Origin of the sequence: Nocardia sp. NBC_00565 (assembly GCF_036345915.1) — a bacterium.
Classification (GTDB): Bacteria; Actinomycetota; Actinomycetes; order Mycobacteriales; family Mycobacteriaceae; genus Nocardia.
Genome location: NZ_CP107785.1, coordinates 7,535,591 through 7,551,290 on the forward strand (window position 1 = coordinate 7,535,591; position 15,700 = coordinate 7,551,290).

General features: G+C 63.8%; 20 protein-coding genes and 4 pseudogenes. 17 read left to right on the plus strand and 7 right to left on the minus strand.

What is annotated here, in order from left to right; translation table 11 throughout:
• The first annotated feature begins 17 nt into the window (after positions 1-17).
• Together OG874_RS34740 and OG874_RS34745 are read left to right on the plus strand one after the other, a co-directional pair.
• Positions 18-998 carry an aldo/keto reductase gene (locus OG874_RS34740; RefSeq protein WP_330251282.1) on the plus strand — a complete coding sequence of 327 codons (981 nt, stop codon included), beginning with the start codon at positions 18-20 and terminating at the stop codon, positions 996-998.
• Positions 995-1,201 carry a hypothetical protein gene (locus tag OG874_RS34745; protein ID WP_330251283.1) on the plus strand — a complete coding sequence of 69 codons (207 nt, stop codon included), beginning with the start codon at positions 995-997 and terminating at the stop codon, positions 1,199-1,201. Before OG874_RS34740 ends, OG874_RS34745 begins: the two co-directional genes overlap by 4 nt.
• Positions 1,202-1,331: 130 nt before the next feature.
• Here the strand turns inward: OG874_RS34745 and OG874_RS34750 are convergent, their stop codons facing one another.
• A complete protein-coding gene (locus OG874_RS34750) occupies positions 1,332-1,679 on the minus strand; it encodes a CAP domain-containing protein (RefSeq protein WP_330251284.1) in 348 nt (115 codons plus the stop codon).
• A gap of 272 nt (positions 1,680-1,951) precedes the next feature.
• Between OG874_RS34750 and OG874_RS34755 the strand changes: the two genes are divergently transcribed.
• Together OG874_RS34755 and OG874_RS34760 are read left to right on the plus strand one after the other, a co-directional pair.
• The gene (locus OG874_RS34755) at positions 1,952-2,509 is read left to right on the plus strand and encodes an alpha/beta fold hydrolase (protein ID WP_330251285.1); all 558 of its coding nucleotides are present in this window, start codon (positions 1,952-1,954) and stop codon (positions 2,507-2,509) included.
• The gene (locus OG874_RS34760; protein WP_330251286.1) at positions 2,506-2,892 is read left to right on the plus strand and encodes an alpha/beta fold hydrolase; all 387 of its coding nucleotides are present in this window, start codon (positions 2,506-2,508) and stop codon (positions 2,890-2,892) included. Before OG874_RS34755 ends, OG874_RS34760 begins: the two co-directional genes overlap by 4 nt.
• 86 nt (positions 2,893-2,978) lie before the next feature.
• Here OG874_RS34760 and OG874_RS34765 read toward each other — a convergent pair whose 3' ends face one another.
• The 4 genes and pseudogenes from OG874_RS34765 to OG874_RS34780 all read right to left on the minus strand — a co-directional run.
• Positions 2,979-3,101, minus strand: a complete 123-nt coding sequence (locus tag OG874_RS34765) for a hypothetical protein (RefSeq protein ID WP_330251287.1) — start codon at positions 3,099-3,101, stop codon at positions 2,979-2,981.
• Positions 3,102-3,124: 23 nt separating this feature from the next.
• Entirely contained in the window at positions 3,125-3,445 is a 321-nt protein-coding gene (locus OG874_RS34770) for a YybH family protein (protein WP_330251288.1), read from the minus strand.
• Entirely contained in the window at positions 3,411-3,755 is a 345-nt protein-coding gene (locus OG874_RS34775) for an NADPH-dependent FMN reductase (RefSeq protein WP_330257555.1), read from the minus strand. The genes OG874_RS34770 and OG874_RS34775 overlap by 35 nt, the downstream gene beginning before the upstream one ends.
• A 64-nt stretch (positions 3,756-3,819) precedes the next feature.
• Positions 3,820-4,044, minus strand: a pseudogene (locus OG874_RS34780) (NADPH-dependent FMN reductase); the annotation flags it as partial.
• A gap of 128 nt (positions 4,045-4,172) precedes the next feature.
• Between OG874_RS34780 and OG874_RS34785 the strand changes: the two are divergent.
• Both OG874_RS34785 and OG874_RS34790 read left to right on the plus strand, forming a co-directional pair.
• Positions 4,173-4,646: pseudogene (locus OG874_RS34785) on the plus strand (sigma factor); the annotation flags it as partial.
• On the plus strand, positions 4,625-5,119 hold the full coding sequence (locus tag OG874_RS34790; protein ID WP_330251289.1) for a LysR family substrate-binding domain-containing protein: 495 nt from the start codon (positions 4,625-4,627) through the stop codon (positions 5,117-5,119). The pseudogene OG874_RS34785 and the gene OG874_RS34790, both read left to right, overlap by 22 nt.
• A gap of 236 nt (positions 5,120-5,355) precedes the next feature.
• Here OG874_RS34790 and OG874_RS34795 read toward each other — a convergent pair whose 3' ends face one another.
• Positions 5,356-5,964 carry a hypothetical protein gene (locus tag OG874_RS34795; protein ID WP_330251290.1) on the minus strand — a complete coding sequence of 203 codons (609 nt, stop codon included), beginning with the start codon at positions 5,962-5,964 and terminating at the stop codon, positions 5,356-5,358.
• A 286-nt stretch (positions 5,965-6,250) separates the two neighbouring features.
• On the opposite strand from OG874_RS34795, the gene OG874_RS34800 reads away from it, so the two are divergent.
• The gene (locus tag OG874_RS34800) at positions 6,251-6,427 is read left to right on the plus strand and encodes a hypothetical protein (protein WP_330257556.1); all 177 of its coding nucleotides are present in this window, start codon (positions 6,251-6,253) and stop codon (positions 6,425-6,427) included.
• Positions 6,428-6,566: 139 nt separating this feature from the next.
• Positions 6,567-7,516 (plus strand): annotated as a pseudogene (locus OG874_RS34805) (IS3 family transposase); the annotation flags it as partial.
• Between the two features lie 62 nt (positions 7,517-7,578).
• Here OG874_RS34805 and ltrA read toward each other — a convergent pair.
• Positions 7,579-8,856, minus strand: coding sequence for a group II intron reverse transcriptase/maturase (ltrA, locus tag OG874_RS34810; protein WP_330251291.1), 1,278 nt, complete (start codon positions 8,854-8,856; stop codon positions 7,579-7,581).
• Between the two features lie 548 nt (positions 8,857-9,404).
• Here ltrA and OG874_RS34815 point away from each other — a divergent pair.
• The 9 genes and pseudogenes from OG874_RS34815 to OG874_RS34855 form a co-directional block, all read left to right on the plus strand.
• Positions 9,405-9,617: pseudogene (locus OG874_RS34815) on the plus strand (IS3 family transposase); the annotation flags it as partial.
• A gap of 114 nt (positions 9,618-9,731) precedes the next feature.
• Positions 9,732-10,826, plus strand: coding sequence for an ADP-ribosylglycohydrolase family protein (locus OG874_RS34820; RefSeq protein WP_330251292.1), 1,095 nt, complete (start codon positions 9,732-9,734; stop codon positions 10,824-10,826).
• A 223-nt stretch (positions 10,827-11,049) separates the two neighbouring features.
• Positions 11,050-11,985, plus strand: coding sequence for an ADP-ribosylglycohydrolase family protein (locus OG874_RS34825; RefSeq protein WP_330251293.1), 936 nt, complete (start codon positions 11,050-11,052; stop codon positions 11,983-11,985).
• A 470-nt stretch (positions 11,986-12,455) separates the two neighbouring features.
• On the plus strand, positions 12,456-12,590 hold the full coding sequence (locus OG874_RS34830; protein ID WP_330251294.1) for a hypothetical protein: 135 nt from the start codon (positions 12,456-12,458) through the stop codon (positions 12,588-12,590).
• A gap of 185 nt (positions 12,591-12,775) precedes the next feature.
• Positions 12,776-12,976: a hypothetical protein gene (locus OG874_RS34835; protein WP_330251295.1), complete on the plus strand. Its 201-nt coding sequence runs from the start codon at positions 12,776-12,778 to the stop codon at positions 12,974-12,976.
• A gap of 163 nt (positions 12,977-13,139) precedes the next feature.
• Positions 13,140-13,430, plus strand: a complete 291-nt coding sequence (locus OG874_RS34840) for a WXG100 family type VII secretion target (RefSeq protein ID WP_330251296.1) — start codon at positions 13,140-13,142, stop codon at positions 13,428-13,430.
• Between the two features lie 33 nt (positions 13,431-13,463).
• Entirely contained in the window at positions 13,464-13,754 is a 291-nt protein-coding gene (locus tag OG874_RS34845; RefSeq protein WP_330251297.1) for a WXG100 family type VII secretion target, read from the plus strand.
• Positions 13,751-15,262 (plus strand): ADP-ribosyltransferase, encoded by a 1,512-nt coding sequence (locus tag OG874_RS34850; RefSeq protein WP_330251298.1) that lies wholly within the window; start codon positions 13,751-13,753, stop codon positions 15,260-15,262. The genes OG874_RS34845 and OG874_RS34850 overlap by 4 nt, the downstream gene beginning before the upstream one ends.
• 18 nt (positions 15,263-15,280) lie before the next feature.
• Complete coding sequence (locus OG874_RS34855; protein ID WP_330251299.1) at positions 15,281-15,505, plus strand: hypothetical protein; 225 nt, start codon at positions 15,281-15,283, stop codon at positions 15,503-15,505.
• The last annotated feature ends 195 nt before the right edge of the window (positions 15,506-15,700 follow it).

Here is a 15,700-nt window from a genome sequence, read left to right on the forward strand (position 1 = left end):
CGACGAAGGAGAAACCGATGAAGCACGCTTCTCTCGGCACCTTGCAGGTATCCAGGATCGGTCTGGGCGCCATGACCATGGCAGGCACCTACACCTCCGGCGGCGGTCTGGACGACGACGAGTCGATCCGCACCATCCACCGCGCGCTCGACCTGGGTGTCACCCATATCGACACCGCCGAGATCTACGGCCCCTTCCACAGCGAGGAGGTCGTCGGCCGGGCCATCGCCGGCCGTCGCGACGAGGTCGTCGTCGCCACCAAATTCGGCCTGGTCTCGCATTCCGGAGGCGGACCCCGCGTCATCGACAGCAGCGCCGCGAACGTGAAGGCCGCGGTAGAAGGTTCCCTGAAACGGCTGGGCACCGACCGGATCGACCTCTACTACCAGCACCGCGTCGACCCCGGCACACCGATCGAGGAAACCGTGGGGGCGCTGGCCGAACTGGTCGCCGAGGGCAAAATCCTGCACATCGGACTCTCGGAGGCATCCCCGGAAACCATCCGCCGCGCCCACGCGGTGCACCCGGTCGCGGCGCTGCAAACCGAGTACTCGCTGTGGACCCGCGACCCCGAGAACGAACTCCTGCCGCTGCTACGCGGCCTCGGCATCGGGTTCGTGCCCTACTCCCCGCTCGGGCACGGCTTCCTCACCGGTCAACTCCGCTCGCCCGCCGACATCCCCGACGACGACTGGCGCAAGACCAATCCCCGATTCATCGGAGAGGCATTCGACCAGAATCTGCGCCTGGTCGATGAAGTCCGGGCAGTCGGGAACGAGGTCGGCGCTACCCCCGCACAGGTCGCACTCGCCTGGCTGCTCGCCCAGGGCGACGACATCGCCCCCATCCCCGGCACCCGCCGAGTCGCCCGCGTCGAGGAGAACACCGCCGCCGACGCCGTGGTCCTGTCCACCGACCAACTCGCCCGGCTCGACCAGCTCACACCCGCGGTCGGCGCCCGCCACGACGACGCGAACATGGCCACCATCGACCAATGACGACCGCTCCGCACCACAAGCGTCTGGACAACGTCGAGACTCGCGGAACCGCCATCATCCGCCGCCCCTACCACGACGAAGTGGTGACAGCTGTCCCGCTGATCGTCCGTTCCCGTCGTATGGGCGCATCGACAAAAGCACTCCCCGGTCAAGGCGCCCATAACAACCGTCTCAGCAGCGGCCATCCGTCGTCCGGTAGCTGATCACTACTCGGAAGGTCCGCCGCATCGGTGGCCCGCACCCGCGCCGGCTCGTACACCATGCCGGACGTTGGTAGTTGCCGGTTGGTGCGGGGCGTAGTGCGCTGACCGAATCGCAGAAAGGCCCGGGAAGTCAGCTGCAGGAGACGAATTGCTGGACGAAGATGCCCGCGGGGTCGGTGGTGTCGAAGCCGGGGCGGGCGGCGCCGGCACGGACACCTACACCGAGCTTGGTGACGTTGCCGTCGAGGATGTTGGCCTTGTGGGTGGGGCTGTTCATCCACCAGGTGACGGCTGCTCGGGCGGTGGTGAAGGTGTTCGAGCCCCAGCCTGCATAGGTGTTCTCCGACCAGCGGTTCACGTCGTGGCCATCGCCCTGGTGGTAGGTGCAGGGGTTGTAGGACTTCACGCGGCGCTGGATCTGGGTGAGCACCGGGACACCGGCGACCCGGACGGCACCGCCGATGATCCTGCGGCTCATGGTCTTTCAACTCCGTACGTTCGAGGAACCAATGGGCTCCTCGAGCATCGGCGCCGAGACCAACAGTCCACCAACGGAATTCCAATGGGCGCCGGGCGCTCGAATCGGCTCCTTGCTTCATCGTCACGGAGGACGTGCTGGTGGCTCCTGGTCTGACCTCACGGCGCGCGCTGAGGAGAGCGTTCCGATTACGAAATGGGTTACACCTCATCACGTCGGCGGGTGCTGTCTCGTCCTCTGGTCGAAGACATCCACCTGCCACGGAGTACCTCATGCGATTCAGAATCCGCTTCCGCCGCCTGGCCCTCGGGCTCGCCGCCACCCTGACCGCACTGTTCGCGCTGGCTCTTCCGGTCGCCTACGCCTGGGAGCCGCCGAGCTCGGACCTGCCCTCGCACTACCTGACGCGCATCGACTCCCGGTATGTCGAAACTGATCTCGCTCGGTTCCACTACACGGTCTCGGGTAGCGGATCACCCGTCGTCCTGATCGCCGGTGGCGGCCTGTGGGGCTACTCCTGGCGGGAGGCGGTCCCCGCGCTCGCCCGGCAGCACACCGTCTACGCGGTCGACCTGCCCAGCCAGGGCTACACCGAATTGCACAGCGCCGGTTTCGCCTTCGACCTGCCCGCCATGGCGGACGCCATCGCGACCTTCCTCGACGCCGTCGGCTTGAACCGCACCGCGCTGGTCGGGCACTCGTGGGGTGGGGCCTGGAGCCTGTACTTCGCCGAACAGCATCCGGAACGCGTCGAGCGGCTCGTGCTCCTGGACGCCCCCGGCCTGGACGCCGAAAAGCTCCGATCACACCACTGTTCAAGACGCCAGTGATCGGTGAACTGACCACCAATCTCACGACCCGGTCCTTCTACGCCGACAGCATCCGCGGCACGTTCGCGCACCAGGATCTCGTCACCGACGAACTGATCGACGAGTTCTACCCGCCGTTCTCCCGGCCCTCCAACCGTGACGGCTTCCTGGCCCTGTGGCGAAATCTCGACTACCGCCTCACCGACGCCGGACTGAACCAGGTGACCGCACCCACCCTGGTGCTCTGGGGCGGCGACGACCAATGGCTGCCGTCCTCACAAGCAACACGACTGGCCGACCGCATCCCCCACGCCGAGGCGGTCATCCTGCCCGGCTGCGGCCACACCGTGCACGAGGACTGCCCCGCCGCGACGATCCCCCGGATCACGACCTTCCTGAACTGATCACCACGAACGCGAGCAGCCTCGCATCGAAAACTAGTGTCCAATCAGTCGTAGGCCGCGCAGCCATGGTCGGTTCCTGCGACCCGTCAGGGCTCGAGGTCGACCACACCTTTGCCGCTCGGGATGTCGAGCGGCACCGACACCTGATCGTGCGCGATCAACCAGGTGTCGTCGATCTTCCGCATGCCGTACGTGACCCGGACCCACATACCGCTCGTTGTGGCCCCGTTCTTCAGCGTGCCGCTGAGACGAGCAAAGGCGTGCCGAATGCCACATCATCGCCTACGGTGAACGTCAGGTCGCGAACCTCATAGGTCACATTCTCGAAGACCGTGAAGACTTTCGACCAGTTCTCGAGTTTCGCCGCTATCCCGACATGCTGGAGCGGCGGCTCGACATCGAAGGACACGACGTCGGTTGTGTACAGCTGTTTCACGGCCTCGAGATCCCTGGCGCGCAGTCCTTCGACTACCTTGTCGATTTGCCGGCGAATCTCGACTTCATCTACCTCGATACGGTCAGCGCGTGACTGAAAGTCGTTCGGGCTCGTCATGATTGATTCCTTCGGAGTTGATGTGCGGGGTATCGGTGGCGGGCCGCCGTAGCGGCGCCAGAGCGGTGCTCCATGCGATGAGCTGATCCAGCAAGGTGTTCAGCGCTGTGGTGTGGCGGTCGCGCGGTGTAAAGGTGGTGTGGTTCTCGAAATCGGCGAGCACCGAGATCTCCACCGGACGGCTCACATCGGCCATGCCCAGCGTGCTGCAGACCACCCGCAGCTGCGCCACCGCGCGGGCGCCGCCGCTCACGCCGTAGGAGACGAATCCGACCGCCTTGTCGGTCCATTCCGTGCACAGGTGGTCGATGGCGTTCTTTCAGCACCCCGGGGGCGCCGCCGTTGTACTCCGGGGTCACCACCACGAAGCCGTCGAACGGGGCGATTCGCTCAGCCCAGGCGCGGGTGTGCGCATGCACCGACGGGCCGAACATCGGCGCCACGGGCTCGTCCAGATGCGGCAGCGGGTGGTCGCGCAGATCGATCAGTTCGAACTCGGCGTCGCCACGCTGCGATGCCGAGTCCAGAACCCACTGGGCGACCTGCGGGCCGTTGCGGTTGGGCCGGGTACTGCCGAGGATGATGCCGATTCTGATCATTTCCGGAACTCCTGATTTGCTGAAAGTGTCACGACCTTCCGACGACACAGCCGTCCGGAATGTCAGGCCGCCCCACAAATCGGGTCGCTGATTCGTCGATTTCGGTGAGGGACGCACAAACCCCGACCATGACTGACCCGCACCTGCCCGGGGTGATCGGTGAACGCGGTCAGCTGATCAATCTGGCCTACCGGCTGCTCGGCTCCCTGGCCGAGGCCGAGGATGTGGTGCAGGAGACTTACGCGCGCTGGTACGCGCTGTCCGGGCGGGAGGTGGCGGCGCCCGGCGCGTGGTTGACCACGGTCGCCAGCCGGATCTGCCTCGATCTGCTCGGCTCGGCCCGCGCCAGGCGGGAACGCTATGTGGGCGATTGGATTCCGGAGCCGGTACCCGGCCGGTCCGAATGGCTCGACGGCCCCGGCTCCGTCGATCCCGCCGACCGCGTCACCCTCGACGAGTCGATCAGCATGGCCTTCCTCGTCGTGCTGGATTCCATGACACCGGCCGAGCGGGTGGCGTTCGTTCTGCACGACGTCTTCCGCTACTCCTTCGCCGAGGTCGCCGACATACCGAGCCGTTCATGGCGGTGCTGCCGGTCGATCACCCGCTGGCGGACCATGCCACCCTCACCGGCCCCGACCTCGCCGACGACCCGCTGGTGTTCTTCCCCCGGGCCGCGGGCTCCCATGCCCACGACAAGAATCTGCGACCCCTGGTGGAAGCTGGTTACCGGCCCCGCATCGTGCAGGAGGGCAACAACTGGACCACCATCCTCCACCTGGTGGGTGAGGGGCTGGGCGTCACTATCGCACCGCGCAGCGCGACGTTCACCGCGCCGCAGACCGTGCGCATCGTGCCACTCACCGAAACCACCGCCACGACAACGGTTTACGTGGCTCACCGGGTCGATGACGATCGGGCTCTCGTTCGCAACTTCCTTGCGCTACTGCCGAAGGATGACGCTCGGGCGAGCGGCCCGGAGGATCGGACGGCATATGCGGCAGCAGATCTGGACGTAGTGCCGGAAATCACGGCCGCAACCACCGAGGCACGTAGCGATATCGGGAGCGGCTGATTCCCGGGGCGTCGCGGTCTCTGCCGAAACGAGCCGTTCGATCCGCCACTTTCGCTGTTACGCCGACGGTGACCCGGAAACGGTCGCCAGGTAACTCTCGATTTGTCACCTATCCGTGCAGCAGTCCCGACATTGCAGATATTGATGCGACTCTGACGACACTGGATACGGGGTTCCGCGCGGTCCGGTCTACCACTCGCTGCGACCTCTCCCGATCCGTCGCGCCCACAGGTGCATCAACTTCTGCGCGTCGCATCCACTACACAGGCATCCACGGCTCGCACCCGCTCGTCTGCCGGCGAAATACTCAGCGGTGACGACGAGGCTTTCGGGAATTGCGAGTTGCTGCGTGCGCCACCGGTGGAGGCGTAGACGACGTGGTCGCGCAGGATCCACACGTCCGAACGCTCTTCCATCTGTCCGGATGCGTCGAGGGTCGTCGCGCCGAAGAACGTGAGACGACCGTCAATGATCACCGTGGCATTGGTGAGCCGGTAGCCATCCATGGTCAGGCCCGCTTGCACCTGCGCGACAACACTGTCCGACGCTGGCGCGCATCTCGGATCCGACAGAGACACCGGCGCAGCGGCCGGTGTGGTTGGCAGCGCGGTAGGGGCTGAGCTGCTCGTTGTACTCGCCGCAGTCGATTCCGACTCTTCCGCACCCAGGCCGAGCGCCTTCGAGACGAGCACGACGACGACTAACAGTGCGAACACACCGACAACGCTGCTGATCAGGGCGCGCACCACAGCATTAGCTTGCCCGCGTATGCCGAGGCGTTCGTCTGGTTCGATGGACATGGGAATCCCTTTGTGCGATTGACGGATTGACCGCGCCGCGAGCACCTATTGACCCTGCGCACGAGGCGCAGGAATCAGCCTGTTCACGGCACGCCATGGCAACGTTAGCGCCATAGGAACCCGAGCAGCGCGCCGATCTTCACTCACGAAATCGTGCACGGCGCGACCAGCAACGAAGTGTTACAACAAGTTTGGCCGTCTGTCGCCTGCCAGTGGAAGGGTTATGCGTGCCGCGTTTGTGGCCCGAGCATCCGATGACTGGTACGCCTGCTGTGGTTCAACCGCCGCAGATGCCTCCTGCTGATTCGTCATCGTCGACGAATGCCACCACATCGCCGCATCCGCCTTCACCGAAGTCCTCAACCAAATACCCGCCCGATACTGGCTCGGACTCACGGCCACCCCCTACCGGCGCGATCAGCTCAACGACCTGATCTACCACCAACTCGGCTCACGCACCCACACTGTCGACAGTCCCGCGGCAGGACAACTACCGACCATACGGTGAAACGCCTGCCCCGCCCCGTGCTCAAGATTCATCCGACGCAATCGGGACTGCCCTGGCTTCGGTTGACTCCTTGACCTGCCCCAGGGTTCAGTTACCCGTTTCGGTGTGAAGATCGGCCTTTGCTGAGAGGCTCCGATCCATGCCCCGACCGTATCCGCCGGAGTTCCGATTCCGAGCTGTCGCGCTCGTACGAGCCGGCAAACAGATCACCACCGCCGCCGCCGAGCTCGGGATCAGCGCCGCCGCTCTGCACAACTGGGTCCGCCAAGACCAGATCGACCGCGGTGAACGCCCCGGCACGACCACAGCGGACAACGCCGAGCTGGCCAAGGCCAACAAGCGGATTCGTGAACTCGAAACCGAGGTCGAGATCCTGAAGAAGGCAGCCAAGCTGCTCGGTGAGGATCGCCCTGCCCCAAAAGGGTTCACCCGGTAATCGACACTCTCGTCGATGCCGGGCACCCGGCCAAGGTGTGCTGTCGGCTCCTCGGGGTCAGCAGCCCCGGCTACTACCGATATCGGACGCGCCCGCTGTCGCCGACGAAGATGCGCCGCCAGTGGCTCACCGGCCTGATCGGGGAGGTGCACAACGCATCTCGTCAAACCTACGGATCGCGAAGAGTCCATGCGGAACTGACTCGCGGAATGGGCATCGTGGTCAGCGAGCACCTGGTGGCCGAGCTGATGAGCCTGGCGGGCATCGCCGGTCTTCCCGGCCCGGCCAAGGTGAAGCGACTCCGCGGTGTTGCTACTTCCGATGATCTCGTGCGCCGCAAGTTCCACCGACTGTCGCCAAATGAGCTGTGGGTCACCGACATAACCGAACATCCGACCCGAGAGGGCAAGGTCTACTGCTGCGCAGTCATGGACACCTTCAGCCGCAAGATTGTCGGCTGGTCGATCGACAATTCCCAGGACTCGATCCTGGTCGTGAACGCGCTCGACATGGCAATCAAGAACCGAAAGCCGGTGCCGGGCGGGATCGTTCACGCCGACCACGGGGTTCAGTTCACCTCTTGGGCGTTTACGAACAAGATCCGCTCCGCCGGGCTGATGCCGTCGTTCGGCACCATCGGTGACGGGTATGAGGTGAGTCGGCGGCGGGAATCGCACCCACCGCCGCTCTCAGAACCGTGCTTAACAGTCTCCCGTTACACGGCTCCCGCTGTTGAACCAGTAGGCAATGCGCCGTGCTTCCAGTGCGCGAACATGCCCGGATAAACCGAAGCTATCTCGGCGAGTTGCCTCCGGGCTTTCCCGGATGCACGGCGAAACCGTTTGTACTTCCTCCTCGCCCATTTCACGAGGAACGGATTGATCCTTTGCTCGAGGAATCGGATCAACTCGGACTTGTAGAAGCGCCCGTAGTAGTTGATCCAGCCCGCCACGACGGGGTTGATCATCGCGGCGATCTCCTTGAAGCTCAGCGCGGTCCAGCGACCCAACTGCCAGTTCCGGATGGTCCTGGCCATGGACTTCCTCGCCTGCTTGCTCACCGAGGGCAGGAAGCCGGATTTCAGCCTCCCGTCCCGCAAGCGAGATGCCCGGCACCGGAACGTGAACCCGAGGAAGGTGAACTCCGTGACCGGGAAATCCAGGTCACGACCCTCCTGCTTGCAATACACGATCCGGGTCTTGTCCGGGTGCAGATTCAGACCGAATTGCCGCAGCCTGCGCCCGATCGCGTCGCGGACGAATTCCGCTTGCTTCTCACTGGCGCAATGGATTACGGCGTCGTCGCAGTACCGCTCGAACCTGATCGACGGGAACTCTCGATCCAACCAGACATCGAAAGCGTAGTGCATGAACAGATTCGACAACAACGGCGAAATCGCGGACCCCTGCGGAGTCCCCTTGTCCCGCCCAAAGAGCGTCCCATCGGTCTGCTGCATAGGCGCGATGAGCCACCGCTTCACATACAGCACAACCCACGGCAACTCGGTGTGTTTCTCGACAGCGGCGACGATGGGACCATGCGGAACGTTATCGAAGAAGCCCTGGATATCGAGATCGATGACCCACGGCTGTCGCCAACACCGTTGCTTGCACGTTTCCACCGCCTCCCACGCCGACCGGCCCGGACGATAACCATACGAATCCGGGTGGAACACCTTCTCCACCTCAGGATTCAACACCATGGCCACCGCAGTCTGAGCTATCCGATCGGCGACAGTCGGGACCCCGAGGGTCCGGACCCCGCCACCATGTTTCGGGATCTCCACCGCCCGAACGGGCGGCGGAAAATAGCTTCCCGACGACAGCCGATTCCAAAGCTTGAACAGGTTGTTCTTCTCGTCCTGTTCGAACTCCGCCAGCGACTGCCCATCAACACCGGCCGCTCCCTTGTTGGCCTTGACTCTCTGATATGCGTTCCACACCAAAGTTTTCGGGATATCGAACGGCTTGCCTACCGATCTCGTCTCGGTCATCAGATTCCTCCCATTACTGGTTGATCAGCGATCGAAACCCAACAACACGCCCCCTTCGCTCCGCCCCCATTACAGGAGCTTCACCGCTACTACGGGGCGTTCCGCCCTCCTGACACGCAACCAGGTTCTGCACCCGTCTCGCGCCCACCTCAACCAGCGGACACCGTTTCACGTCGAGGAGTTCTCCTGTTCCGTTGTGGAGCCCGGACCGAGCTCGCGCCACCTTCATGCCGGACACCACCAGACCAATCAGCAGGCACTCGTCTGACTCATCCCGGGACAGCATTGAGGCCCCGGTTTCGATGTCACTTACATCTAACGACACGTCATCAGTGGTTCACTCACGTTCGCCTTCTCAGCCCATACCTGCCGCATCTTGTGCCGCTTTTCCCACGACGCTCACCACCACGACTCATTCACCGCAGCAGCTCGGGGCGGTTTGGTACCTGCACCTGCATGCCGATACCGAAGGACCTTCCTTCATCTCCACAACAGCACGGCGACAACAAGATTCGTGCTTCTACATCACGACCTTCCTCTCACCTTCAGGACACACCAACGCGATGATGGAATCGTTCTGGTCGAGCATGCAGATCGAGCTGTTGAACCGGAAGAGATGGCGGACCCGCCTCGATCTGGCGAACGCGATCTTCGACTACATCGAGATCTTCTACAACCGTCAACGCCGTCACTCCCAGCTCGATTATGTGTCGCCGATCGAGCACGAACTACGCTACGAACATCTATCCGTCACCGCCTGAGATTCACACTCCGACGGGTAACCAAGTCCTGGGGCAGGTCAGCGAGTCAATCAGATCCGGGGCAGTCCCGATCCACTCCGCTTGGCCGACAGGTTCAGATCGGTGCAAGGATCGGTGGCCGTGCGGGAAGACGAGAAGTTATTCGATCGGGTGCGTGGGGCGATGTTGGGTGGGGCGGTTGGTGATGCGCTCGGGTGGCCGATCGAGTTTTTGCAGTTGGCGCAGATCAGGGAGCGGCATGGGGTGGCCGGCGTCACCGATTTCCTGCCTGGCCTGATGCCCGATGCGCCGCAGCAGATTACCGATGACACGCAGATGACGTTGTTCACCGCCGAAGGCTTGCTGCGTTGTCCGCCCGGCGCGGATCCGGCTCCAGTGCTGCGGCGCGCGTATCTGCGCTGGCTGACCACTCAGGAGGAAGCCAAGCCCGCGCCCGAACCCGACGGCTGGTTGGCGGGGCGGCAGTTCCTTTATGCGATGCGGTCGCCGGGCCATGCGTGCACGAGTGGGTTGCGGCTCCAAGCGAAGGAATATCGGGCGCCGCATCTGCCCGGCGAGCCGGGGCCGGTGAATCCGAATTCGAAGGGATGCGGGACCGTGATGCGGTCAGCACCATTCGGTCTCGCCGCGCTCGGTCCACACAAGGCGTTCGACGCCGCGATGCGATGCGCCCAACTCACCCACGGCCATCCGACCGGCTATCTTGCCGCGGGAGCGTTCGCGGCCCTGATCGACAGCGTGCTGGGTGGGGTCGAACTGCCGATCGCCGTGCGCGACATCATCATCCGACTCACCTCGATGCCAGCAGACAGCTCCGAGACGGTGTCCGCCCTGACCGGTGCGCTGGCGTTCGCACATCTCGGCCCGCCGACGCCGGAGCGGGTCGAGCAAGTCGGGCAGGGCTGGGTCGCCGAGGAGTGTCTCGCCATCGCCGTCTACTGCGCGCTATACGCGTTCCGGACCGGCGACGTGCGTGGCGCGCTGCTGCTGTCGGTGAACCATTCTGGCGACTCCGATTCCACCGGCGCGGTGGCCGGCAACCTTATCGGTGCGGCCCACGGATTGTCCGCCCTGCCGCACGAGTGGGTATCTGCGGTCGAGGGCCGCGACGAATTGGTCCAGATCGCCGACGATCTCGTCCTGAACTTCTTCTACCGAGACCGTTCCCGCCTCGGGACTCGCTATCCGCCCGATACTTCGGTGAACTGAACTGAGCACCAAGCGGCTTCGAGGTTTCGGCGCCGTCGTCATATCGCGTGTACATCTCGTACACGCGCTCGACCTCGCGAGCGCCTTCGATAGGCAACTATCCGGAATTTCCGGATAGTTGCCTCGATCACACATTCGCCATCCGCGTAGATCGTCTTCCCCTTGGCTATCATCGGACGCAATGCATGTCGACTTGATGCTTGATTCTTTGGATGGACTGTCCGTGGGGGACGCTTTGGGGCAGCAGTTCCCGATCATGCGCCGATCCATCGCAGATCTTCGGGCAGGTAATCTTCCTGCCGGACCGTGGGGGTGGACCGACGACACCGAGATGGCCTGCTCTGTGGTTACCGAGCTGTGCAGTCGCGGCGGGATCGACCAGGATCGGCTTGCTACCGCTTTTGCGCGACGCTTCGACCCGGGCCGTGACTACGGCTTCGCCACGGTCGGCACCTTGCGTCGAGTCCGCGATGGCGTGCATTGGCGCAAGGCGGCCGGGGCCGCGTTCGGTGACGAGGGTTCCTGTGGCAACGGTGCGGCCATGCGGGTTGCCCCGTTGGGTGCCTTCTATGCCGGCGATCCGGAAAAGGTTGTCGCCGAAGCGGTCCGGTCGGCGCAGGTGACACATCTGCATCCCGAAGGGGTCACCGGTGCCGTCGCGGTTGCACTCGCCGCAGCCCAAGCCGCGCATGCCCGCCTGAACGGAACACGGCCCACGCCAACCGAATTCATTACCAACGTCCTGGACCGCCTCGACCACAGTGACACGACCCGGCTGATCCGCCGCGCCCGCACCCTGCTCGGAGCCCCCGCCGCCGAGGCCGCGAACGAACTCGGCAACGGATCTCTGGTCACCGCGCAGAATACGGTGCCGTTCACGATGTGGGTCGCGGCCACATATCTGGACAACTACCCGGCCGCAGTCACCACATGTATTGCGGCAGACGGAGATATCGACACCACCAGCGCCATCGTCGGCGGGATCGTCGCCGCCTACACCGGCAACCGCACGGGTCCGATCGTTGGGATACCCCAGACGTGGCTTGCCGCACGAGAGGCGTTGCCCCGCTGGTGCAACGCCATCGATCGAACACGCGGGCGCAAGAATTCTGTATTCGGCCGCGCTCGACGTTGGCTGTCCGGCGCATCGTCGAGATGACCACGATTGACCGGCCGGCATGCGCGGCCCGGAAACCCTTCAGCCAACGCTCTTCTGTGGCTGATCTCCATCGTCCTCGGCAGTTTTTCGCAAACGCTCGGCCAGTTCGCGCAAGTTGCTGGTTGCCCGGGAATCACGACACCAGGTGTCGAGCTGGTCGGCGAAGTGAGCCAGGGCACCCCGGTCTGCTGCAATGCGAGTTCCGCCTCCACCGCGGCGAACGCTTCGAGAAGGTGAGCCACCTCATCCGAATTCGCCCCGTTGGGCACCGAAAGACCGCTGCGGCGCAACGTGTTATCCGTCGCTGACAGCCGTTCGCCGTACTCGAGAATTCGACCGAGCAGGGTCCGCGCCGCCCGATGCGCGGCGACCCGATCGCGCAGCGTCGCGGTCTTCAGCACCGGCATCGGCCACGCGGCATCCAGCCGATCCAGTAGGCGGCGGCAGGTCTCAGTTTCCAGAAACACCAGATGCTCGCCCCGGGTCGGGATCCGACCGTCTACCCGAATATGTTCGAACAGCGGCTCTTGGCTGCCAGGACCGCCGTCACCGTTGCGGTGGGCACCTACGAACCAACCGGCCCGGTTCGCCACGGCCAGATGTAACCGACTGAGGGGATCACCGTACTGGGCCGTCACATCACGCCTGCCTATCACCGTGGCGATGACAGCGACGCGCACCGGTCTGATGTCGTCCTGATTCCCGACCGCGGTCAGCCGGTTGATCGACAACCCCGAGCACGTCCTCGATCGACACCATCCACGCCGCCGCTCGAGCCCTGAAGCTCAACGTGCGCGATGTCGCGCACTGGTCCAGTATCGCGCTCGAATCCGACGAGGCATACACCCCGCCACCGGAAGCAGCTCTCCTCGGTCGAGAGCAACGCAAACTCGTCAACGACCTCATCCGCGCGCTCGCGGCGACGAACCGACATCCACGGCCGCCCTTGAAGTTTCAGACCACCGGAATTGTCGTCCTATCCGGCGACTAGCTTGTTAACGAGTGGCCACCGATGCGTGGTCCGGATCGAGAGGTCTCTGATGGAACCGTACGTGCGTGGTCCGCGTCTAACCTACTGAGACCAAGACCGACCGACGACTGAGAGAATGTGCATGGCTGAAGGTTCACCAACCACGGGGGCGCCGTTTGCGATTGTGCCTGACCATGTTTCGGATGCCGGACAGTATGTGCAGCGGACCGCGCAAACTCTCGTCAACGGTGTGCGGTCGGCCGACGCAGACGTGCAGGGGCTGATGACGAGCTGGAAAGGTACTGCGGCCACCGCCTATTCGACGGGGTGGGAGGAGACCCGGGACGGCGCCTTGCAGGTGCTCGAGGCCCTGAACACCATGGCTGAGCTGCTCGGTGTGGTAGGTGTCGAATACACCGGCACCGACACCACCAACGCCACCGGGCTGCGGCAATCCTCACTGGATCTCCCGTAGCTGATTCCGCGCAACCGAACAGGACTGTGGCACATGAGGTATCAGGTCGATCTCGACCACCTGGACGACGTAACCGCCCGCATCGGCGGACTGAACGACTTCCTACGGGAATCCCTGCGCGAGATCGATGAACGCATGGCCGTAATGCAACAGAGCTGGAACGGCCACGCCGCCGACAAGCAAGCCGAAGCGCATCAAGAATGGGCTACTGCGGCGCAGGAAGTACGGGAGGGAATCGAGGCCATGCAGGCCGCAGCCCGCACAGCGCACACCGCCTACAACGACGCGGTAACCGAGAACCTGCGCGCTCTGGGACGCACGTGACCGCAACCGTTCTCGATGTCGACACCAGCGTCTACTACGACGCCGGTAACAAGCTCGTCTCTCTGGCCGCCGGCTGGTTCGCCTCCGTTGATTCGTTTTGGCCGACCCTCGACCAATGCCACGCCATGACCGGGTCGTACGACGAGGCCAAGAAATGGGCCAAGACCTACGACACACGTGCCGAAGAGCTATTGGACATGTCCAATGACCTCGCCGAAGCCGTGCACGCCTACGGGTGCGTGTTGCTGGACATGGGCTACAACCACGCCGTTGCCGAATACAACGCGACGGTCGGCACCGACACCCCGGCACCGGATAAACCGGCCACCCCCGGCCCCGTGGCATACCTGTGCCGGGTGCCGCTGCCGAGCGCCGGAGGACCCGGCCAGGGCCTGATCGATGGCGGTGTGAAACTGGCCGAAGCCATCGGGATCACCATCCCGGACGGCAATGTCGATCTGCTCGCGCGCGCCGCCGACACTTGGACCAAGATTGCCGACGCCGGACCGGTGGCAAAGATGGCGGGGGAGTTGGAACGGGTCGCCTGGTCGTTCGAGGCGATTGTCAGCCCCGAATACGAACATATCGATGAAGATCTGCGCGCCCTGCGTGACGCCGCCCTGACCACCACCGCCGCATTCTATGAACTGTCCGCGAGCGCGAAAGACCACCACGACGGCCTGGTCGAGCTGCGCGAAAACATGAAAAAGGTCCTCGAGGATCTGGGCGAAGAGCTGCTCAAAGAGCTGCTCATCACCGTCGCAATCGCCATCGCGGCAAGCGTGGTGACCTTCGGTATCGGTGCCGCCGTGGCCAGCGCGCGTGTCGTGGCCATTGCCGCCCGATTCGCGCGCCCGATTCGCGCGCTCATCGATGCGTTCAAGGCCAACCGGGCCATCGCAAAAGGGGTGAAATCCGAACAAACCCTTGCTAAACATGCGAAAGAACTGAAACGCATCAAGGATTTGAAGGCCAAGGCGACGCCGAAGATGGAGCCGAAAGCGGCACCGAAAGAGTTCAAAGCGCCCACCGCGCAAGAACTCGGCCTCACCGATGAGGAATACGCCGCGATCAGCCGCTACACCGGAAGCGGATACAAGGATTTGAACGCGGCGTTGCGAGACGGACACCTCACCGAGGAGCAGGCCGCCAGAGTGCGCGAACTGGATCAGGCGCTCGATAAGCTGCCCAACTATGAAGGCGATGTCACCCGGAGGGTTCAGCTGCCCGCCAACGTGATCGAAAGTTACCAAAAGGGTGAAGTCATTACAGAAGATTCGTTCGTTTCAACGTCCCGGTTCGGCGAGTCCAGCAAATTCGACGGAAATACTGAATTCACCATTATTTCCAAGACTGGTAAGCCGATCGAGAACATGTCGAATTACGGGCCGTGGTCGGGACAGAACGAGGGTGAAGTCTTGTTCAAGTCGGGTACGAAATTCCGGTGCTTGGAGAACACTGTGGACCCGAAGACCATGCGCAATGTGATTACACTGGTGGAAGTTTAGGAATTAGGAGAAATAGACATGGCCAAGAGGATTGCGGGCAAGCTGTTTCAGACCGCCGAGGAGGCGGGTGTTCCGCCGTTGACCGACGAGGAGACGGCCGCATACCTGGCCCGCGCGGCCGCGCACCGTGCACGCATGGCCGCGGTTCCCGAGTCCGAACGTGTCGACCTATCCGAGCGGTTCCACGATGACTTGTCGGGCACCGAGTACGAGGGATGGACCCCCGAAGACGACAAGAAGTGACGCGCGGAGAGGATCGAACCAGGTACAGCAGGGGCCGACGCTGAAGCGGCCGCCGTGACCGCCTACACCCCGGCCCTGGATCGGGAGGCCGCCAGGCTGGCCGCCGAGTTCGCAGAAATCACCACGACTGTGGCCGCCGCGCTCGCCGATGCCGCCGAGGCCAGCCACCACAGCGCGCGCCATCCGCAGCGTCGC